General features: G+C 65.5%; 17 protein-coding genes and 2 tRNA genes. 15 read left to right on the forward strand and 4 right to left on the reverse strand.

From position 1 onward, the window contains the following. Positions 1-83 precede the first annotated feature (83 nt). Entirely contained in the window at positions 84-1,778 is a 1,695-nt protein-coding gene (locus HDC29_RS15965) for an amidohydrolase (RefSeq protein ID WP_179499270.1), read from the reverse strand. A gap of 151 nt (positions 1,779-1,929) precedes the next feature. Next, positions 1,930-2,127, reverse strand: coding sequence for a hypothetical protein (locus tag HDC29_RS15970; RefSeq protein ID WP_179499271.1), 198 nt, complete (start codon positions 2,125-2,127; stop codon positions 1,930-1,932). 194 nt (positions 2,128-2,321) lie between these two features. Here HDC29_RS15970 and HDC29_RS15975 point away from each other — a divergent pair. Continuing rightward, a tRNA-Leu gene (locus HDC29_RS15975) sits at positions 2,322-2,406 on the forward strand. Between the two features lie 88 nt (positions 2,407-2,494). After that, the gene (gene tig, locus HDC29_RS15980; protein ID WP_179499272.1) at positions 2,495-4,117 is read left to right on the forward strand and encodes a trigger factor; all 1,623 of its coding nucleotides are present in this window, start codon (positions 2,495-2,497) and stop codon (positions 4,115-4,117) included. 130 nt (positions 4,118-4,247) lie between these two features. On the opposite strand, the gene HDC29_RS15985 is transcribed toward tig, so the two are convergent. Beyond that, on the reverse strand, positions 4,248-4,865 hold the full coding sequence (locus HDC29_RS15985) for a DNA-3-methyladenine glycosylase (RefSeq protein WP_179499273.1): 618 nt from the start codon (positions 4,863-4,865) through the stop codon (positions 4,248-4,250). A 101-nt stretch (positions 4,866-4,966) separates the two neighbouring features. Here HDC29_RS15985 and HDC29_RS15990 point away from each other — a divergent pair, with 101 nt between their 5' ends. Next, positions 4,967-5,284, forward strand: coding sequence for a 2Fe-2S iron-sulfur cluster-binding protein (locus HDC29_RS15990; protein WP_179499274.1), 318 nt, complete (start codon positions 4,967-4,969; stop codon positions 5,282-5,284). A 110-nt stretch (positions 5,285-5,394) separates the two neighbouring features. On the opposite strand, the gene rlmB is transcribed toward HDC29_RS15990, so the two are convergent. Then, positions 5,395-6,162, reverse strand: a complete 768-nt coding sequence (rlmB, locus tag HDC29_RS15995) for a 23S rRNA (guanosine(2251)-2'-O)-methyltransferase RlmB (protein WP_179499275.1) — start codon at positions 6,160-6,162, stop codon at positions 5,395-5,397. Between the two features lie 80 nt (positions 6,163-6,242). Here rlmB and HDC29_RS16000 point away from each other — a divergent pair. The 12 genes from HDC29_RS16000 to HDC29_RS16055 all read left to right on the forward strand — a co-directional run bounded on the left by HDC29_RS16000 (position 6,243) and on the right by HDC29_RS16055 (position 20,859). Continuing rightward, positions 6,243-6,328: transfer RNA gene (locus tag HDC29_RS16000), tRNA-Tyr, on the forward strand. Positions 6,329-6,471: 143 nt separating this feature from the next. Then, on the forward strand, positions 6,472-7,620 hold the full coding sequence (locus HDC29_RS16005; RefSeq protein WP_179499276.1) for a site-specific integrase: 1,149 nt from the start codon (positions 6,472-6,474) through the stop codon (positions 7,618-7,620). A gap of 130 nt (positions 7,621-7,750) precedes the next feature. After that, entirely contained in the window at positions 7,751-9,874 is a 2,124-nt protein-coding gene (locus HDC29_RS16010; RefSeq protein WP_179499277.1) for a ParB/RepB/Spo0J family partition protein, read from the forward strand. 135 nt (positions 9,875-10,009) lie between these two features. Beyond that, the gene (locus tag HDC29_RS16015) at positions 10,010-10,525 is read left to right on the forward strand and encodes a hypothetical protein (protein WP_179499278.1); all 516 of its coding nucleotides are present in this window, start codon (positions 10,010-10,012) and stop codon (positions 10,523-10,525) included. Further along, a complete protein-coding gene (locus HDC29_RS16020; protein ID WP_179499279.1) occupies positions 10,518-11,021 on the forward strand; it encodes a hypothetical protein in 504 nt (167 codons plus the stop codon). The genes HDC29_RS16015 and HDC29_RS16020 overlap by 8 nt, the downstream gene beginning before the upstream one ends. A gap of 78 nt (positions 11,022-11,099) precedes the next feature. Further along, positions 11,100-11,483 carry a hypothetical protein gene (locus tag HDC29_RS16025; protein ID WP_179499280.1) on the forward strand — a complete coding sequence of 128 codons (384 nt, stop codon included), beginning with the start codon at positions 11,100-11,102 and terminating at the stop codon, positions 11,481-11,483. Positions 11,484-11,551: 68 nt separating this feature from the next. After that, positions 11,552-12,367, forward strand: coding sequence for a hypothetical protein (locus HDC29_RS16030; RefSeq protein WP_179499281.1), 816 nt, complete (start codon positions 11,552-11,554; stop codon positions 12,365-12,367). Between the two features lie 155 nt (positions 12,368-12,522). Then, positions 12,523-16,890, forward strand: coding sequence for a strawberry notch-like NTP hydrolase domain-containing protein (locus HDC29_RS16035; RefSeq protein WP_179499282.1), 4,368 nt, complete (start codon positions 12,523-12,525; stop codon positions 16,888-16,890). Between the two features lie 11 nt (positions 16,891-16,901). Then, positions 16,902-17,936, forward strand: a complete 1,035-nt coding sequence (locus HDC29_RS16040; RefSeq protein WP_179499283.1) for a toprim domain-containing protein — start codon at positions 16,902-16,904, stop codon at positions 17,934-17,936. Between the two features lie 307 nt (positions 17,937-18,243). Further along, a complete protein-coding gene (locus HDC29_RS16045; RefSeq protein ID WP_179499284.1) occupies positions 18,244-19,179 on the forward strand; it encodes a DUF2493 domain-containing protein in 936 nt (311 codons plus the stop codon). Between the two features lie 235 nt (positions 19,180-19,414). Beyond that, complete coding sequence (locus HDC29_RS16050; RefSeq protein WP_179499285.1) at positions 19,415-20,161, forward strand: LuxR family transcriptional regulator; 747 nt, start codon at positions 19,415-19,417, stop codon at positions 20,159-20,161. Positions 20,162-20,247: 86 nt separating this feature from the next. Further along, positions 20,248-20,859 carry an acyl-homoserine-lactone synthase gene (locus HDC29_RS16055; protein WP_179499286.1) on the forward strand — a complete coding sequence of 204 codons (612 nt, stop codon included), beginning with the start codon at positions 20,248-20,250 and terminating at the stop codon, positions 20,857-20,859. Positions 20,860-20,869 lie beyond the last annotated feature (10 nt).

Below are 20,869 nucleotides of genomic sequence, written 5' to 3' on the forward strand. Positions count from 1 at the left end.
ACTCCCGTTGCTTGCAGCATCGCCATCCTATCGCACCGCGGCGCGGCCGCCAAGGTTGTCCCGGAGCGTTCCGGAGAAAAGAATCAGGGCGAAACGGCTTCGGTCGGATGTTTCCAGACGCTGCGGCCGTCCTTGATGGTTTCCAGAACCTTGATCGCCTTGATGTCGGTGACCGGCGTGGTCAGTGGGTTTCTGTCGAGGATGACGAAATCGGCGAGGAGGCCCGCTTTGATGCGGCCCTTGCGATCTTCCTCGAAGATTTGCCAGGCGGGGCCGGTGGTGAGCGCCTGTAGCGCCTCATAGGCTCCGACTCGCTCGTCCGGGCCGCTCACGACGCCGGTGGGCGAGACGCGCGCCATGGCGGTCCACAGCATGAAGCGCGTATCGAGCGGGGTGACGCTGTAGTCGCTGTGGTTCGACGGCGTCAGGCCCGCAGCGCGCGCCGAGGCGAAGGGGCTGATGAAATCGACGACTTCGGCCGGGAAGTTGGTGCGGTGGACATCGGCCCAGTACCAGGCGTGGTTCGAGAAATAGGCGGGGCCGACGCCGATGCGCTTGTAGGCGGCGAGCTGGTCGCGGCGCTGGAATTGCGAGTGGATGACGATGGGGCGGCGGTCGTCGGCGGCCTTGATCCCGAGCGCGTCGAAGCCGCGGATCGCCATATCGATCGCGGCGTCGCCATTGGCGTGGACGAAAAGCTGCCAGCCGCGGTCGTCGACCTTTTTTGCCTGCGCGACGAAGTCGGTTTCGGAAAGGACGGGCTCGCCGTGCCAGGGATGATGGCCCTCGGGGCTGCCGCGCTTGTAATCGCGGGTGAAATATCCGGTGCGTGCCTGAACCGATCCGTCGAGGACGAACTTGATCCCCTGCAACTTCACATGATCCTGATAGCTGCCGAATTTCAGGTCGGGTTTGGCCAGCAGCGCGTCGAGACCGGGAGAGAAGGGGAGGAGCGCGAGGTCGATCTTGAGGCGTTCGCGCGCCTGTGGAGAGGTAAGGAAGGCGAGGTCGGGCGGCTGGGTCGCGCCGTCCTGTGCATGGGTATAGCCCTCGGCGAAATAGGCGTTTTGCGCGGCGTCGAGCGCGGCGAGCCTTTGCTCCGCCGTCGGTTGCGGCATTTTTGCGAGCAGCAGGAACATCGCCTTTTCGAGGAGCACGCCATTGAGCCTGCCGGCGTCGTCGCGGAGGATCATGCCCCCCGGCGGGACGGGGGTGACCTCGTCGATCCCGGCGGCCTTCAGCGCGGCGCTGTTGGCGACCGCGCCGTGAAGCGAGACGTGGAGCACGACGAGCGGGCGGTCGGGCGCGATGGCGTCGAGCTCGGCGCGGGTGATATAGCGTTTTTCGGCCAGATTTTCCTGATCGAACTGCCATACGGTAATCCAGCCCCCGGGCCCTGACGCGCGAGCGACATATTCGCGGATAGCGGCCGAAACGCCGGCGATGTCGCTGATCGGGGCGCCGCCGGTTTCGCGCAGGTCGAGCCCGCCCGCGCTCATCGTGGCGACGGTGAAATGCGAATGGGCGTCGATGAAGCCGGGGAGCAGCGTGGCGCCCTTGAGGTCGCGAACCACGGGATCTTTGCCCGCTGCCTTGCGCGCCTGCTTTTCGGAGCCGGCAAAGGCGATGCGGCCATCACGGGCCACGACGGCCTCGACCGTTTGCGGCGTGTCGCCGTCCATCGTGATGATCGGGCCGCCGCGGTAGATTGTGGTGTCCTGCGCGATGGCCGGCGTAGTCGTTGCCAGGAGCAGCGCGATGGCGGCGGTGATTTTCATATTCTCTCCCCTGCGGCCATCGTGGCTGGGGGGAAGGGGGTGGGTCAAGTCCACATTTGCAACTGATCGTCATTGCGAGCGCAGCGAGCAATCCAGAGCGGTTTACGCATCCTCTGGATTGCTTCGCTGCGCTCGCAATGACGGAGCAAGGTTAAATCTGCTGCGGCGGCATTTCATCGGGTCCGCGACCGGGTTCGTCGATATCGCCGCCGCCGGGACGGCCCGGAATTTCGGACGGTTGGCCCGCGGGGTCTTCGAGCGGGGTGGGCTGCACGGGCGTTTCGGGCGGCGATTGCGGTTCGATCGTGTCGGGCTTGGGTTTCGGAAGCGGGTCGGGGCTGCTGGCCATGTTCATTCTCCTTGGCTTGACCAACGAACGGGCGCGAAGCATGTTCCGCCCGCGGAGACGCCAAGCATGTTCCGCCCGCGGAACAGGGGGCTTTGCGCCCTTGCCCTTGGCCGCGTGTCTGCTATAGCCCCGCGCGGCCCGCACGGGCGTGCGCGGCAGCGCGCGATGTCGTGCACCCGGCCGAAAGCTCTCTAGCGGGCGTGGCGGAATTGGTAGACGCGCTGGTTTTAGGTACCAGTATCGCAAGATGTGGGGGTTCGAGTCCCTTCGCCCGCACCAACTTCGCGAGCAGAGGCCGGGATAGGGGAACTTCGCCATATTGGCGGGGTTCGGATACGAGATTTTGAGCAAGGATAAGACCAAGGCAATGAAGACCGTCGAAACGCTGAACGAAGGCCTGAAGCGCGAATATCGCGTCACCATCACCGCCAAGGATATCGACGCGCGCGTCGACGACGAGGTGAAGAGCATCGCCCCGACCGTCCGCATGCCCGGTTTCCGTCCCGGCAAGGTGCCGCCGAACCTGATCCGCAAGATGCACGGCCCCGCGCTGTCGGCCGATGCGCTGAACAAGGCGATCGACGCCGGCGTGCGCGACCTGATGGCGAAGGAAAAGCTCCGCCCCGCGCTGCAGCCCGCCGTGTCGCTGGCCGACGGTTATGAAGCAGGCAGGGATGCCGAAGTCACCGTCGCGCTGGAAGTGCTGCCCGACATCGAGGCGCCGTCGATCGACGGGCTGAAGCTCGAGCGTCTGACCGTTCCCGCCGACGACAAGGCGGTGATGGCGAAGATCGAGGAATTCGCCGCGCAGATGAAGCGCTTCGAAGATGCGCCGAAGACCAAGAAGGCCGCCGAGGGCGATCAGGTCATCATCGACTTTGCCGGCAGCGTCGAGGGCGTCGCCTTCGACGGCGGCACGGGCGAGGATATGGCGGTCGAAATCGGTTCGGGGCAGCTGATCCCCGGTTTCGAGGACCAGCTCGTCGGCGTGAAGGCGGGCGACGAGAAGGTGCTGAAGGTCAGCTTCCCCGATGAATATCCGGTCGAAAACCTGAAGGGCAAGCCCGCCGAATTCGCCGTCACGGTGAAGGAAGTGAAGGTCCCGGCGGCGTCAAAGATCGACGACGAGTTCGCGAAGTCGCTCGGCCTCGAAAGCCTCGACAAGCTCAAGGAGCTGATGAAGGACCAGGTCGAGCAGGAACTGAACGGCCTGACCCGCACCTATATGAAGCGCAAGCTGCTCGACCAGCTCGCCGCGAGCCATGACTTCGACGTGCCGCCGACGATGGTCGAGGCCGAGTTCAACCAGATCTGGCAGCAGCTCGAGCATGAAGCGAGCCACGAGGAAGATCCCGAGGCGGCGAAGGCCGAGCTCGAGAATGACCGCGAGGAATATCGCTCGATCGCGGTCCGCCGCGTCCGCCTCGGCCTGCTCCTGTCGGAAATCGGCCAGGCGCATGGCGTTCAGGTCAGCAGCCAGGAAATGCAGCGCCTGGTCATGCAGGCGGCGCAGCAGTATCGCCCCGAAGACCGCCAGCGTTTCGTCGAATATGTCCAGCAGGACGCGCTCGCGGCCGCGCAGCTCCGCGCCCCGCTCTATGAGGACAAGGTCGTCGACTTCCTGTTCGAAAAGGCCGAGATCAGCGATCGCGAAGTGACGCGCGAAGAAATCGAAGCCGCGATCGAAGCCGACGACGACGGCCACGTCCATGGCCCGGGCTGCGGCCACGACCATGACCATGACCATAAGCCCGCCAAGAAAGCTGCCGCCAAAAAGCCGGCCGCCAAGAAGGATGCGGTGAAGGAAGAGGCCAAGGCCGAGGAAGCGCCCGCCAAGAAGGCACCGGCGAAGAAGGCCGAAGCCGCCCCCGCCAAGAAGGCCGAGGAAAAGCCCGCAGCGGCGAAGAAGGCTGCTCCGGCAAAGGCCGCGGCCGAGAAGGCCGAGCCCGCGAAGAAGGCCCCGGCCAAGAAGGCTGCGGCGAAGAAATAAGCTTCGGCTGACGATCGAATAAAAGGCCGGGTGGAGGATGCTCCGCCCGGCCTTTTTTTGCGCCCACCGTTGCTATGGGGTTCCCGCTTTCGCGGGAATGACGAAGGTGGGGACGTCTATCCACCGCAAACTAAATCACATCCATATTATAACAATGCCAGCTGAAGATCGCTGCCGCGCCGCGGTGGGGGCGCCAGGCTTCGGCGAGCTCGCGCGCCTGCTTCTCGCTCGGCCGTGCGCCCAATTGCAGGATGCGGCCGACGGCTTCCTGCACGGCGAGGTCGCCCGCGGGCCAGATGTCGGGGCGGCCCTCGGCAAAGAGCAGGTAGATTTCGGCCGACCAGCGCCCGATGCCCTTGACCTTGGTGAGCAGCGCGATCGCTTCCTCATCGTCGGCGGGGAGCGCGTCGAAGGTCAGCTCGCCGTCGAGGATCAGCTGCGCGAGGCTTTTCGCATAGCCCTGTTTCTGGCCCGAGAGGCCGCAGGCGCGCAGCGTGTCGAAATCGGCGGCGGCGATCACTTCGGCGGGGCAGCCCTCGCCAAATTGCGTCTCCAGCTTGTTCCAGATCGACGTCGCTGCGGCGACGCTGACCTGCTGGCCGACGATGGTGCGCAGCAGCGTCGTATAGCCCGGCGCGCGGATGCGCGGTTCGGGGTAGCCGGCGTTGCCGAGCGCGCGCGCGAAATTGGTGTCGCGCTCCGCCAGCGCGTCGATCCCCGCGTTCAGCTGCTGCTGGCTGAGGCCCATCGCATATTCTCCTTTTGTTCTGGAGGAAGCTGATAGCAACGCTTGATTTGGCGCGCAACGCGCGACATAGCGCCTGCGACAAGAAACCTATGGGGACGAGCATGGCCAAGCTGATTGTCGTGACGCGCGACGGGACCGAACATGAGATCGAAGGCGACACCAGCCTGACCGTGATGGAAAATATCCGCGACGCCGGTTTCGACGAACTGCTCGCGCTGTGCGGCGGTTGCTGTTCGTGCGCGACCTGTCATGTCCATGTCGAGGCCGGCGACAAGGGCGCCATGCCGGCGATGAGCGAGGACGAGAACGACCTGCTCGATTCGACCACCGACCGCGACGATAATTCGCGCCTGTCATGCCAGATCCCGTTCAGCGACGCGCTCGACGGCCTGAAGGTACGGATCGCGGCGGAGGATTGACCTCCTAAGGCTCGTCATTGCGAGCGTAGCGAAGCAATCCAGGGCGGCCTTGCGCGACTCTGGATTGCCGCGTCGCCTTCGGCTCCTCGCAATGACGGCGTTTGGAAAACTCAGTCGCCCGCCGTCGCCACCGCGTAGAGCGCGATCGCGGCGGCGTTCGAGATATTGAGACTCTCCATCCGCGGCGAGATGGGGAGCTTGGCCAGCACGTCGCAATGTTCCATGACATTGTGACGCATGCCGTCGCCCTCGGACCCCAGCACCAGGGCGACCTTGCTGCCGTCGAGTGTCGACCCGAGCGTCGTTTCGGTGTCGCCCATCAGGCCGATGCGCCAATATTGCGCCTCGGCGATTTCTTCCAGCGCGCGCGACAGGTTGACGACGCGCACCCACGGCACGGTTTCGAGCGCGCCCGATGCCGAACGCGCGATGACGCCGCTTTCGGGCGGGCTGTGGCGGTCCTGCGTGATGATCGCCGCGGCATCGAACGCCGCCGCCGAGCGCAGCACCGCGCCGATATTATGCGGGTCCGTGACCTGGTCGAGGATGATCAGCGGGCGCTTGCTCTCAGTATCGACCTCTTGCTGCAGCAAATCGCCGAGATAGATGCTTTCGAGCGGGTCGACCTCGATCACCAGGCCCTGATGCGGCGCGTCGCGCGCGACGAGTCGCGCGAGGTCGGCGACGTCGGCGTAAGAGATGGGAATCACCGGCGGCAGATCGAGCTGCCCCAGCGCTTCGCGCGTGCCCCAGATGCGCTTGACGGTGCGCTCGGGGTTGGCGAGCGCGGCGAGGACGGCGTGGCGGCCCCAGAAGCGGATGGCCTGTCCGCGCTGGTTTTGGCCGGCGGGACGGCGATGGCGAGAAAATTGACGCATGATGGCGCGCCTTTCCCATGACTGGCATTGACAGGCAAGCCTCGTTTCGCCATTGGACCGCTTCCCAAAGCGGGCCCCAAGGACAGGTGGCCGAGTGGTTAAAGGCAGCAGACTGTAAATCTGCCCGGGTTTCCGTACGCTGGTTCGAATCCAGCCCTGTCCACCAAACTCCAAAATCCGCAGCGCGAACTCCCGTCAAAAAAGCCAAGTAAATCCGAGGCTTGCGACCTGATTCGCGTCCAAGGGCGTCCACGCCAGTTCACCCGTAGCCAATTTCTCCCGTGGGAGAAAATGTGGGAGAACAGGCGCATGCCAAGCCTGACTGCAGCCCGTGTAAAATCCGAGTGCCGAGCCGGCCGCCACCCCGATGGCGACGGCCTCTATTTAGTGGTCTGGCCCAACGGTTCAAAGAGCTGGGTGTCGCGTGTTCAGAAAGACGGGCGAAGGAGGGACTTTGGGCTAGGCGGGACCGGCAAGGTAAGCCTCGCGCGGGCGCGCGAACTGAACCGACAGGTGAGGGCTTGGACTGAAGCAGGGCTCGATCCCCGCCACGAGCGCCTGAAGGCAGGAGGCATCCCGACCTTTCGCGAGGCTGCGGCTTCGGTGTTCGCAACCCACAGCAAGAACTGGCGGAACGCGAAGCATAATTGGCAATGGATGCGCACTCTCGAGATGTTTGCCTTCCCTCGCATCGGCGACAAACGGGTCAGCGACATTACCGGTCCGATGGTTCACGAACTGCTCAGCGAGATTTGGCTGACCAAGCCTGAAACCGCGCGGCGAGTGCGCCAGCGGGTAGGGGTGATCCTCGACTGGTCCTTCTCGAAGGGTTATCGGGAGCACGAGTTGACGATGCAGTCGGTGACGCGCGGCCTGCCGCGCCAGCCCAAGGCGATCGAGCATCACGCGGCGATGCCCTACGCAGACGTGCCCGCATTCCTCAAGAGGCTTCGCGAGACAGAAACCATCGGACGCCTGGCGCTCGAGTTCGTAATCGCGACCGCAGGACGGTCGGGAGAAATCCGCGGCGCCACCTGGTCGGAATTCGATCTCGACGCACGGCTCTGGACCATTCCCCCGGAGCGGATGAAGGCGGCGCGCGAGCATGTCGTGCCGCTCAGCGACCATGCATGCCGCATCCTCGATCGCTGCGAGCTTTATCGCCGCAGCTGCACCGATATCGTATTCCCGGGCACCGGACGCGGGGGGCCGCTCTCCGACATGACAATAATCAAGGTGCTGCGCGATATGGACCTTGGCGTCACGCCGCATGGCTTCCGATCGTCGTTCCGCGACTGGGCGAGCGAGACAACCGACTTTCCGGATCGCGTCGTCGAGGCGGCGCTCGCTCATGCGGTAAAGGACAAGACCGAAGCCGCATACCGACGTGGAGCGCTTCTAGAGAAGCGCCATGAACTTATGGCGGCTTGGTCCGCCTACTGCGCCGCGGAGCGCTGACCACTTACCTTGCCGCCCCAATCGGCCGGGCTGCGCCCGTCCGATCACTGGAGGGAGAGAAGGGAGACCGCCTTCGTGGCGGTCAGAAAGCCGAGAGAGAGTCTCGCGGCGACCGCGATGGAGAAACCACATGGCAAAACCGGTTCCGAAACTCACCCTCAATCAGGCGCGCGAGATTCCGCTCGACCGGCTTGAGCTTTCCCAGTCCAATGTCAGGCGCGTGAAGGCTGGCGTGTCTATCGACACGCTCGCGGCCGACATTGCCCGGCGAGGGCTGCTTCAGAGCCTAGGCGTTCGGCCGATGCTCGATGGAGCAGGCCAAGAGACCGGCCGCTACGAGGTGCCGTTCGGCGGCCGCCGCTACCGCGCGCTCGAGCTGCTCGTGAAACAGAATCGGCTCGCGAAGGATGTGCCGATCCCCTGCATGATCCGTCCGGCTGGAGGCGACATACTCGCCGAGGAAGACAGCTACGCCGAAAATGCCTTCCGCGAGAATCTGCATCCGCTCGACGAGTTCCGCGCGATGCAGGCGATGGTCGAGAAGGGCAACGGCGCCGAGGCGATCGCGGCCCATTTCCACACCACGCCCGCCGTGGTCCGCCAGCGGCTGAAGCTCGCGACCGTTTCGCCCCGGCTGCTCGACCTTTACGGCGAGGACGAAATGAGCCTCGATGTGCTCATGGCGTTCACTGTGTCGGACGATCATGACCGCCAGTGCGCCGTGTGGGACCAACTCGAACACAGCTTCAACAAGTCGCCGTCCTACATCCGCCAGCGCCTCACCGAGAACAGTGTTCGGGCGGCGGACAAGCGTGCGCGTTTCGTCGGCATCGAGGCCTATCTCGCGGCGGGCGGCGGCATCGTGCGCGACCTGTTCGAAGCCGATGCCGGCGGCTGGCTGACCGATCCGGCGCTGCTCGACCGGCTGGTCGACGAGAAGCTCACCGCCGAGGGCGAGCGGATCGCGGGCGAGGGGTGGAAGTGGGTCGTGACCGCGATCGATCTTCCCTGGAGCGCTACGTCGGGACTGCGGCGGCTCGCGAGCGAAGAGGTCGCGATGACCGAAGAGGACGATAAGGCGCTGGCCGCGCTCGAGGCCGAGGCCGACGATCTCAACGAGCGCTGGGCCGAGGAGCGCGACGTCCCCGAGGAGGTGCACGACCGGCTCGATGCGATCGAAATCCAGATCGGCGCAATCAGCGATCGGCCGCTGCTCTTCGACCCGACCGAAGTGCCGATCGGCGGTGCCTTTGTCTCGATCGACCATAATGGCACGACCAGCGTCGAACGCGGCTTCGTCCGGCCCGAGGACGAGCCCGCCGCGGACGCGGGTGAGCTCGAGAGCTCCGGAGCCGATGGTGAAGCGAATGCCGCGACCGGAGCTGCCGGAGGCGGCGGGAGTTCGGAGCCTGTCGCCGCAAACGCTGCGCCGCCGTCCGGAGAGGAGGACGAGGGCGAGGTGTTGAAGCCGCTGTCCGACCGTCTCGTCTCGGACCTGACCGCCTGGCGAACGCTGGCGTTGCAGAATGCGATCGCTGGCGATCCGGCGCTCGCCTTCCTTTCGGTGCTTCACGCGTTCGTGCTCGACTGCTTCTTCCGGCTCAGCGAAGACAGCTGCGTGCAGGTCTCGTCGAATGCAGTCTATTTCAGCAACGAACCACCGAAGCTGCGCGATTGCGCGCCGGGACAGGCGATCGCCGAGCGTGCGGCCATGTGGCGCGATCGGCTGCCCAAGTTGGACAAGGAGGTCTGGGACTTTCTGCTCGGGCTCGATCCCGACGACCAATCGCAGCTTTTCGCGCACTGCGCCTCGGTCGCGGTCAACGCGCAGGCCGAGATCGTCCCCAAATATGACAATGGACGCATCTCGAAACGCAAGGTCGAGCGGCGCATCGCGCACAGCCATGTCCTTGCGCGCGCCGTCGGACTCGATGTCGTGCAGGCGGGCTGGAAACCGACCGCTGCCGGCTATTTCGGCGCGGTCACAAAGCCGCGGATTCTTGCCGACGTCGCAGAAGCGAAGGGCGAGAATTTTGCCCAGATGATCGACCATCTCAAGAAAGCGGACATGGCCCGCGAAGCCGAGCGGCTGCTCGAGGAGTGCGACTGGCTCCCCGAACCGCTGCGCACGCCGGTGGTCGATGGCGAGACAGGCAGCCCGGCTGCGGAAGCCGAGCCAGCGGGTGCGGTCGAGGCGCATTTGCCGCCGTACCTCGACGACGATGACGATCGGTTGGCCGTCGCCGCCGAGTGATCGGCAACTTCCAGTAAATTTCGATCCCTTGGCCCGGCGAATTGCCGGGCCGTCCTTTTCCAAGGAGACAAGCAATGACCTATGTTCGCCGCAGCGACCTGCTGCCTTGTGCAAACGCATGCAGGGGAGGGCGTCATGGCTGACCGCGTTCCCGCTTTCATCGCAATTGGCGGCCGGCTCGATGCCGCGCTCTTTTCCGAGCTGGTCGAGACCGTCCAGGCCGAGGGGCTGTCGCTCGATTGGGGCGGCGAGCCGTTCGAACCCGAACACCGGCAAATTGCCGAGCCGCTGACGCTCTACGCCGAAAATGTTGCCTGGGGCCGCTTCGACGCTCTCGAGCCCTTCTGCGTTGCGCATGGTCTGCCGTTCGTACGATGGGCCGGCGGCTGTCCAGGGCAATGGTCTCCCGAGCGGATCGTCTACCGCGGCTCCGGCGAGCCCGCGAGCTACATGGTCGACGAGAGCGACCGGGTGGTCATCGACCGGTACCATGTCGAGCAAATCGGCTCCGTTGACGCGCTGCTTTCCTACTTCGAGGGTGCGGGATTCGACGTTCCGCCGCTCGTGCTCGCAGGCGATCCTGACGTTTCCGCGGACAGGGAAACTGTCGCTGGAGATCCGTCGCTTGGGGAGAAGGCCAGTCATGGCTGACTATTACTCGCACACCGTGGTCCAGCCCGACATTCCGAAGGCAGCGTTCACAGCGCTCGAATTCAAACTGATGTGTGAGATGTTCGAGCATGAGATGAGCGGCGAGGATGTTTATTTCTTCTCCAGCATGGGGCCTAGCAACTTGGTATTTATCGGCATCGATGAAGCCAAGGCACTGATTGCCGAAGATGCAGGAATCGCGAGCCGCATCACCGAGCAGGTCGAGACGGCGCTCGCCGAACTCGACGATGCGGAAATCGAGATCGAGCTCGATTTCTCGGATCTCGAATATGAGACAATTCTGCAGGACGTTGTCCGGCGATCGGCGCTCGATTTCGTCGAGATCATGTCAGCGTGGACCTGCTCGAAGATGCGGCCCGACGGTTTCGGCGGGGCAGCGTCGCTGATCTCGGCCGACCGGATTGCGGTCATGTCCACAGGCCAGTTTCTCGAGGAGGAAATCGGGAGGCTCGAGCTCAGACACGGCCCCGAATGATCAGCCCTAAGTCTTTCCATCGTTCAACCCCCGAAGCCCCGCCATCGTGCGGGGCTTCGGCGTTTCTGGAGATTTGAAATGTCTGCATATCGCATCATCGAAGAAGCCCCGCTTGGCGCCATTATCCGCTTCTCCGACGGCACGCCGCGACCGCCCGACAGGTTCAAGCGCAAGCTGTCCGCTTGGAGGACGCGGAACGACAGGGGGAGGCTCGTGCGCAAGGAACTGCCTACCGATACGCCGAGCGGGCCGCGGCCGGGTGGATTCCTGCTTCACATCGGCGATTTCGGCTCGAACGGCATCATCCTGATCAAGTTCCACCGCTTCTTCCAAGCGACCAGCGCACTGGAGTTCGAGATTGAAACGTTGCCCCCTCCGGGCAGCATTCGCATCCTCCGGCCTTATGGCGACAGCGAGGAACTCGAATATCTGGCGCCCGATGCGGCCGCCGCCGACATCTGACTGGCTCGCAACCATCTCGCGAAAGTCCGGCTCGAAACCGTTTCGGGCCTCGACGGGGAGCTGGCGGCATGATCGGCGAGGCGATCATCGAGGCCGAGTTCGCGGAAACGCATGCCGGCCTGCTCGCTGGCCGGGTGCAGGATCTCGCGTTCCTCGCCGTGCCGGTGGAGGCGGGGCTTCGCGTCCTGACGGGTTGGCGTCTTCGCGCCGCAATGGCCGCATGGACAAAAGGGGATTTTTCGGGTGCGGATGGAATCGTCACGGACGAGTCGGCGTTCCGCGCGCATGTCGAGGAAATCGCGCAGCATCGGCGCGAGCTTCGAGACCTCGGGCGATGGTCCGAGAAGGCCGACGCCCAGACGCCGTGGGGCCCTGCGCAATCGAGCGAGATCTATTCGGAGGGCGTGGTCTTTCACTCCACCGCGAGCCACGGAGGCTTCTTCCTCGACCCGGCGCGAAATCGCGGGATGCAAAGCGCTCTTCGGAACGACGACGGCTGGTACGAGGAAGACTGCGAATGGTCGAAAGTCGCGACCGCCTTCATCGAGCTCTTCACAGCCTATGAACGACGTCTCGCCGAGAAGACGCTGCGCAACTCGCTGCCCGACGCGTGGGAGGCCTATTACGGTCATGTGCTCGATCCTGCGAAATCCTTCGAGAAGGAACGCCGCCAGTTTCTCGCCGATCACGCTGCCGACTGGGTGGTCATCGCTGCGAGCCGGTCAAAGGATCATCAGCACATGATCGAAGTCGGTGCGAAGCTTGGCGGCGTGCGCGACAATAGCGCAACGCGGTGCTTCCTTGTCCCGGACGAGGAATATGCGCCGGGTCGCCACGGCTTCGTCATCGACCTCGATCGTCACGAGGAACTTCGCAAGGGCTGAACTCGGGGTGCGCTTCGACGGCGGTCGTTGCGCACCCTTTTTTGCGCGCGCCCGAGAGCCGCTGCGCACGAGCGAGAGGCAGCCGGGAAGGGGCGTGCCGCGGCCAGCCGAGAGAGAGGCGGCCGGCACGCTTCCTCAACCGCTGGAGATTGCTCATGACTACATTCCCTCCTGCAGCGCGCTGCGCCGCCCCGCCTTCACTCGACCTCAGCCCAGCGAAGCGCGCGGCGTGTCTGCTGTCCGCTGCCGAAGCACTCCTTCCCTCCTTCGAAAGCGGCGAGCCCTTCGACACTGCCCCGCTGAGGCTCGCGATGACGGACGCCTTTGGCGCAACCGACGCCGAGGGCGGATGGGACTGGAAGGCCGCATATGAAGCCTGCGAGGCAGCGAGCATCATGTTGCTTCGTCGGTACGGGGCGGCGCTCGCGAGCCGCAACCCGGCGCCGCAGAAAATGCTGCTCGCGCTCGAACGCATTGCGGCCCGCGTTCCGACGCAAACGCGCCGTTCGGAAACTGGACAGGCACTGCAGCAATTCTCGACCCCGCTGCCTTACGCCTATGTTGCCGCGCTCGCCGCCGGGACCTGCAAGGAGGAGTTCTTCCTCGAACCGTCGGCCGGAACCGGAATGCTCGCGGTGCACGCCGAGCTTGCCGGCGCGCGGTTGATGCTCAACGAGCTTGACCCTTGGCGGGCGGCGCTTCTCGATCAGCTGTTCCCGGGGGTCCCGGTGAGCCGCCACGACGCCGCGACGATCGACGATCGGCTTGCCGACGACGTGGCGCCTTCCGTCGTTCTGATGAACCCGCCTTTTTCCGCGCTCGCCAATGTCGAAGGCAGGATGAAGGACGCAGCTCTCCGCCACCTTTCCTCGGCGCTGGCCCGGCTCGCGCCGGGCGGGCGCCTCGTTGCGATTACCGGCGCCGGGCTCTCCCCCGATGCTCCGGCGTGGCGCCCCGCCTTTGCGCGGCTGCAGGAGGCGGCGACGATGGTCTTCTCGGCGGCGGTTTCGGGCAAGGCTTTCGCGAAGCACGGAACGACGATCGAGACCCGCCTCACGATCTTCGACAAGGTTTCTGGGCCCGGTGCGCAGACGCTGAAAGAATCCGTCGGCCTGGCGCCCGACCTTGCGACGCTGCTGCAATGGGTGCTCGCGCATGTGCCGCCGCGCACACCGACGGAAATTCCGCCCGTGCCGCCGGTATCGCGGCGTGCCGCCCTACCGATCGCGACCACCCTCCGCACGGCAGCTCAGGCGGGCAGGAGCGATGTCGGCGTCGCCGTCGTCGATGCGCATCCGGATCCCGCGCCCTTGCTCGACTATGAAATTGTCGATCGGGCGCCCACGGCGGGGCAACTCGAAGAGGACATCTATGAGCCCTATACGCTCCAGTCGCTCCGCATCCCCGGCGCGCTGCCGCACCCGACGGCGCTGGTCCAGTCCGCAGCGATGGCCTCGGTGGCGCCGCCGAAGCCCTCTTACCGCCCGCACCTGCCGCGGCGGCTCGTGGAAGAAGGTCTCCTGTCGGATGCCCAGCTCGAATCGGTCATTTATGCCGGTGAGGCGCACAGCGGCTATCTGAACGGCGCATGGAGCGTCGACGAGACCGCCGACGTCGCTGCCGCCGCGAGCGAGGATGGTGAAGGGGCGGTGAGGTTCCGGCGCGGCTGGTTTCTCGGCGACGGCACCGGGGCCGGGAAGGGCCGGCAGGTTGCGGGGATCATCCTCGACAATTGGCTCAAGGGCCGCCGCCGCGCGCTCTGGATCTCGAAATCGGACAAGCTGCTCGAGGATGCGCAGCGCGACTGGTCGGCGCTCGGGCAGGAGCGGTTGCTCGTTACGCCGCTCTCGCGATACCGGCAGGGGACGCCGGTGAAACTCGCCGAAGGCATCCTGTTCACCACCTATGCGACGCTCCGCTCGCAGGCGCGCGATGGCAAGGCGAGCCGGATCGAGCAGATTGCCGAATGGCTGGGCAGCGAGTTCGATGGTGCGATCATCTTCGACGAGGCGCACGCGATGGCCAACGCCGCGGGCGGGAAGGGCGAACGCGGCGACCAGAAGCCCTCGCAGCAGGGCCGCGCGGGCCTGCGCCTCCAGCACATGCTCCCCAATGCGCGCATCGTCTATGTCTCGGCGACGGGCGCCACGACGGTGCAGAATCTCGCCTATGCGCAGCGGCTCGGGCTCTGGGGCGGCACCGATTTTCCTTTCGCCGGACGATCCGAATTCGTGGCAGCGATCGAAGAGGGCGGGGTCGCGGCAATGGAAGTTCTCGCGCGCGATCTGAAAGCGCTCGGGCTCTATGCCGCGCGTTCGCTCTCCTTCGACGGCGTCGAATATGAGCTGCTCGAGCACCGGCTGACGGACGAGCAGCGGCGCATCTACGACAGCTATGCGGGCGCCTTCCAGGTCATCCACAACAACCTCGCTGCCGCGATGGAAGCGGCAGGCGTCACGAGCGCGGAGCATGGCACGCTCAACGCGCAGGCAAAGTCGGCGGCGCGCTCGGCCTTCGAGAGTGTGAAGCAGCGCTTTTTCAATCATCTGATCACCGCAATGCAGACGCCGTCTGCAATTGCCAGTATCGCGGCCGACCTCGAAGACGGGCATGCGGCGGTAGTGCAGATCGTTTCGACCGGCGAAGCGCTGCAGGAGCGGCGGCTGGCGGAAATTCCCGCCGAGGAGTGGGGCGATGTGTCGGTCGACATCACGCCGCGCGAATATGTGCTCGACTATCTCGCGCACGGATTTCCGGTCCAGCTTTTCGAGCCCTACACCGATGGTGACGGCAATCTCTCCTCGCGTGCCGTGCATGATGAGGACGGCAATCCGATCGTCAGCCGCGAGGCCTGCCGCCGCCGCGACGCGATGATCGAGAAGCTTGCGGCGCTGCCGCCGGTGCCGGGCGCGCTCGACCAGATCGTCCAGCATTTCGGATCGGAAGCGGTCGCCGAGGTGACGGGTCGCTCGCGCCGGATCGTTCCCATGCCGGGAGAGGGCGGCGAAGTCCGCTTCGCAGTCGAGAACCGCCCTGCAAGCGCAAGCGTCGGCGAGACCCATGCCTTCATGGACGATGCCAAGCGCATCCTCATCTTCTCCGAGGCTGGCGGAACGGGACGATCCTATCATGCCGATCTCGGCGTGAAGAACCAGCGGCGGCGCATCCACTATCTGCTCGAGGCTGGCTGGAAAGCCGATGCCGCGATCCAGGGTTTCGGGCGCACCAACCGCACGAACCAGAAGCAGCCGCCCCTGTTCAAACCGGTATCGACCGACGTGAAGGCGCAGAAGCGCTTCATCTCGACCATCGCGCGCCGCCTCGACTCGATGGGCGCGATCACGCGCGGCCAGCGCCAGACCGGCGGCCAGAACATGTTTCGGCCCGAGGATAACCTCGAGAGCTTCTACGCCCGCGATGCGCTCCGCCAGCTCTATGTGCTGATCGTTGGCGGGAAGGTGAAGGGATGTTCGCTCTTAACTTTCGAGAGCGCGACCGGGCTGTCGCTTCTTGACGCCGATGGTGGACTTCGCGACGAACTGCAGCCGATCACGACCTTCCTCAACCGGATGCTCGCGCTCACGATCGACTTGCAGAACATCCTTTTCGAAGCGTTCGAGGGATTGCTGTCGGCGCGGATCGAGGCGGCGATGACGGCCGGAACCTACGAGATCGGTCTTGAGACGCTGCGAGCCGAAAGTTTCGTCATCTCGGATCGGCGGACAATCTATACCCATCCCGGTACCGGCGCCGAAACCCAGCTCCTGACGATCGAGCGCAAGGACCGGTTGATGCCTGTCACGCTCGACGCCGCGATCGACCTCGCTCGTACCACCGAAGCGGCGCTTCTCGTCAATGCGCGATCGGGACGCGCCGCGGTGCGCGCAAGGGCGCGGAGCATCGTCGACGACGAGGGCAATGTTCATCGGCGCGTCCGGCTCGTCCGGCCGATGGAAACGATGAAGATGCTCTCGGAACAATATCATGCAAGTCACTGGAAAGAGGCGGACCCGGCAATGTTCGGTGCCGCGTGGACGGCCGAACTCGCCGAACTCCCCGAATATGAGACGGGAACGCTGCACATAGTCGCCGGTCTGTTGCTGCCGATCTGGCGGAGCCTTCCGAATGAATCGACGCGCGTCTACCGGCTCCAGACCGACGCGGGCGAGCGAGTCATCGGTCGCAAGGTGTCGCCCGCCTGGGTCGCGCGCGTCGTCGACGATGGACCGCCGAAGCTCACGGCAGCGGGCGCATGGGCAATGTTGGCCTCGGGCGAGTCGGTCTTGCATCTCGCGGAAGGTCATCGCGTCGCGCGGGTCCGCGCCATGAACGATTGGCGCATCGAACTCTCGGGCTTCAACGATCTTGGCGTTGCCCGCCTGAAGGCGATGGGCTTGATCTCCGAGATCGTTTCGTGGAAATTGAAGCTCTACGTGCCGGCAGGGGCTGCTGGCGCCGATGTGTTTGCGCGGCTGGTGGACCGGTTTCCGATCCAGCGTGTCGCGGAACGCAAGGCCGCCTGAAGGAGCCCCGCATGGAAAGCCCAGCTTCCGAAATCGCACGCCGTCTTGGCGACAATGCCGAGGCGGTGTGCCGCCGCTATCTTTCCAATGGACGCCGCGAGGGTCATTACTGGCTGGTCGGCGATGTCCATAACACGCCGGGACGGAGCCTCTTCGTCCGGCTCGGCGAGCAATCCGACGGACGCGGACCTGCGGGCAAATGGACCGACGCGGCAAGCGGCGAGCATGGCGATCTCCTCGACGTGATCGCCGCCGCCTGCGGCCATGCAAGCTTTCGCGAGACGCTCGCCGAGGCGCGCCGGTTCCTGAGCCTGCCGCTTCCGCAGGAGGAAAAGCGGAATCCGTCGCCGACCAAAGCGCGAAGGGGCACGGCAGAAGCGGCCCGGCGTCTGTGGGCGGCATCGAAGACCATCGCCGGCAGCCCCGGCGCCGCTTGCCTGGCGAAGCGGTTGATCGTGTCTGTCGATGCCGCCGATCCCCTGCGCTATCATCCGCAATGTTTCTACCGGCCTTCGCGCGACGATCCGCCGGGCGGCCGGCCAGCCTGGCCCGCGATCATCGCTGCCGTCACCGATCTTGCGGGCGGCATCACCGGCGTTCATCGCACCTGGTTCGATCCCGAGACGATGGCCAAGGCGCCCGTCGCTTGCCCGCGACGCGCGATGGGAAACTTGCTCGGGAACGGTGTCCGATTTGGCGCCGTCGCGCCTGTGATGGCGGCGGGCGAGGGGCTCGAAACCATCCTGTCGCTCCGCGAGGCTGTGCCGGCGATGCCGATGATCGCCGGCCTCTCGGGGGCGCACCTCGCAGCGCTTGAATTTCCGCCCGTCCTGCAGCGCCTCTATGTGGCTTGCGATGCCGATCCTGCCGGCACGGCGGCGCTCGCCTCGCTTGCCGAGCGGGCAGCCGATGCCGGCATCGCGGTTCTCGCGCTCGAACCGCGCCTCGGAGATTTCAACGACGATCTCGTCGCGCACGGGCGCGATGCGCTGGTCCGCGCGTTGCGGGCGCAATTCGCCAGCGCGGACCGATCGGAGTTTCTTTGAAATCCGGGATTCGCCGGAATGGGCTCGGGAAGGGGGCGCGGCGTACTCGGCCTCCATCCGCCGGGCGCGCTCCGGCCTTCGCAAGAGGGCGCCTGCGGCAGCCGAGCCGGCGGCGCAACGGCCGGCGGGCGGCTATTTTCCGCCGGGGCCTTAGGGCCCCTTTGCATCGCGAGGCAAAATAGCCTTAGCCGGCCGTCCTCCGCTGCGCTCCGGCCGCGGCAAGCCGCGGTGCGCCGCCGCCTCGGCTGCCGCCGGTCGTCGCCGCGAAGGCCGCGCGAGGCGCGGCTCGGACAGACGGAGATCGACAATGCACGATGCCGCCCATCTTACCGAAGAAACGCCCGGCGAACCCGGACCCACCGAACATCTCCTCCAAGAAATGCAGCTCTACGGATATCGGCCGTTCGAAGACGACCCCGACCCACGGCCCCTTCCCGATGCCCGGATCGCCGGCGGGGCAATCGCCGACATGTTCAATGGCCTTGCCGCCAGTCTCGAGGGGACGCGGATCGAACCCGATCTCGACGGCCTGCTCTGGAACCTCGTCAATATCTTTCACCGGGCCGGCGAACGCGTCGAGCGGACGCTCGACGACAATGAGCAGGCACAAAGGACGCTCCAGCGCGAGCAGGATGGAAGCGAGATCCGCTCGGTCGAACTCGAACGCAAGATCGCCGAGGGGATCAGCCTGATCGAGCGGCGCGACACGATGGAATTCTTCCGCGAAGCCGCCGCGGATCAGTATCGCCTGCGTATGCGGCGGGCATGGACACCGCGGTCGGGTTCGCGCACCTCGCAGCGCACCCTGACTGCCGCCGTGGTCGACAGCCGCGATTTTCTCGACCGCCGGCTGCGCGAGAAAGCGGCGGCATTGCTCCCGGCGGGAACCCGCATCGGCTTTACCGGGGGGGCGGACTCGGACGATCATCGCGCGATCTGGGACGCGCTCGACAAGGCGCGTGCGCGGCATCCCGACATGATCCTCCTACACGGTGCGACGCCGACCGGCGCCGAACGCATCGCGGCATGCTGGGCTGACACCCGCGGTGTCACGCAGGTCGCCTTTCGTCCCGACTGGAAGCGCCACGGCAAGGCCGCGCCGTTCAAGCGCAACGACCGGATGCTCGAGGCCCTCCCGGCGGGAATCATCATCTTCCCAGGCACCGGCATCCAGGACAATCTCGCCGACAAGGCGAAGAAAATGGGAATCGCCCTCTGGGACTTTCGGAGGCGAGGCCAGTAAATGGCAGAATCATGACCATTTGGGGAGATGTCCCCGCTCTGGTTCTATCGGCCGAATATATTTGAAATATAATATGTTGGCCCGCACTTTCAGATTCTCCCAAGATCGCCTTGACCAGCGGCGATCGACTGTCGCGGGTGGCCCGGCCGGGTAAGACGGCGCGGCTGCCCGCAATGACGAGGGGCACGCTGACCGGGCCGGGTCGGAAACGCCGGTCGGTGCGCCATGGGTCGCAATGCCAACAATCGACGCCGCGCAGGAATTCGCGCTCGACGTCACCCGGGTGAAGGACAGGAGGGGGCTGGCCGACCTGCTCGCCGAGGCCTGCCTCGCGATGGGCTGCTCCTGGTTCGCACTCAGCCATCATGTCGATTTCCTCGCCGCGCCCGAGCGCGGGATCCGCATCCATAATTATCCGGAGGAATGGGCGCGCTGGTTCGACGAGCGACGGCTTGGCGTCACCGATCCCGTACACCGGGCGAGCCAGCGCTGCATGGCCGGTTTCCTGTGGCACGACATGACGCGCTTCGACGCGCGCCGTGCGAGCGATGAGGAAGTGCTCGCGGCGGCGCGGCATCACGGGATCGGCGATGGACTTACGGTCCCGGCGCATCTGCCGGGCGACGCCCATGGGTCGGTGTCTTTCGCATGGGAGCCGGGAGGGGAGGCGAGCCAGGAGGCGCTCCTGTTCGCGCGCATGATCGGCGGACCCGCCTTCGAGGCGGCGCGGCTGCTCGCGCATCCTGAGCTTGCCCGAACCGGGCCGCGGCTGACCGATCGCCAGCGCGAGTGTCTGATCTGGGCCGCCAAGGGCAAGCCGATCTGGAAGATCGCGCGCATTCTCGGCCTCAGTCCCGATACGGTCCGCGAGCATCTGCGCAACGCGCGGCTGCGCTACGATGCCAATGGCGGCATCACGCTGACGGTGCGGGCGCTCTATGATGGCGACATCAGTTTCGCGGACATCGCCCGGTACCGATAAATCGAGGGACACCCCCCGATCATGCTATGGTGCGCAAGCCAAAAGCGCTTCAATTGGATCGCCTCTTCAAAAAGGAGGCACATCCAATGCTGATTACCGTCGACGCTGTGAACCGGACCCGCGAGCATGCGGTGCTCCGCTCGATGTTCGAGGCGCGCAAGCGCGTCTTCATCGACCTCTTGAAATGGGACATTCCCGCGCTCGCCGATCGTTTCGAGATCGACCAGTTCGATGATATCCACGCCCATTATCTGATCGTGACCGATACGGCGGGCGCGCATCTCGCCTCGGCGCGGCTGCTCCCGACGACGCGGCCGGCGCTGCTCGACGGCCTTTACCTCGATCTTTGCGACGGACCGGTACCGAGCGGCGAGGCGATCTTCGAGATCACGCGCTTCTGCCTTTCGCCGGGCATCGGCGCCGAGCGCCGACGGATCGCACGCGACACGCTGCTCGTGGCGCTTGCCGAGTTCGCGATAGCGAACGACCTCACCACCTTTACCGGCGTCGCCGAACTCCCCTGGTTCCGGCAGATCTGCACCTTCGGCTGGGATTGCCGCGCGCTCGGCGAGACGCGCCTGCACGCGGGCCGGGCGCTCGTCGGTCTCGCGATCGAGATCGACGAGACGACAGTCTCGAAACTTGCCGCCGCTGGGATCGTCGGCGAGCGCGCGGCGTTCGCCGCCGCCGCAGCCTGAAGGAGACGCG

It is taken from the genome of Sphingopyxis sp. JAI108, from assembly GCF_013410105.1.
Taxonomy (GTDB): domain Bacteria; phylum Pseudomonadota; class Alphaproteobacteria; order Sphingomonadales; family Sphingomonadaceae; genus Sphingopyxis; species Sphingopyxis chilensis.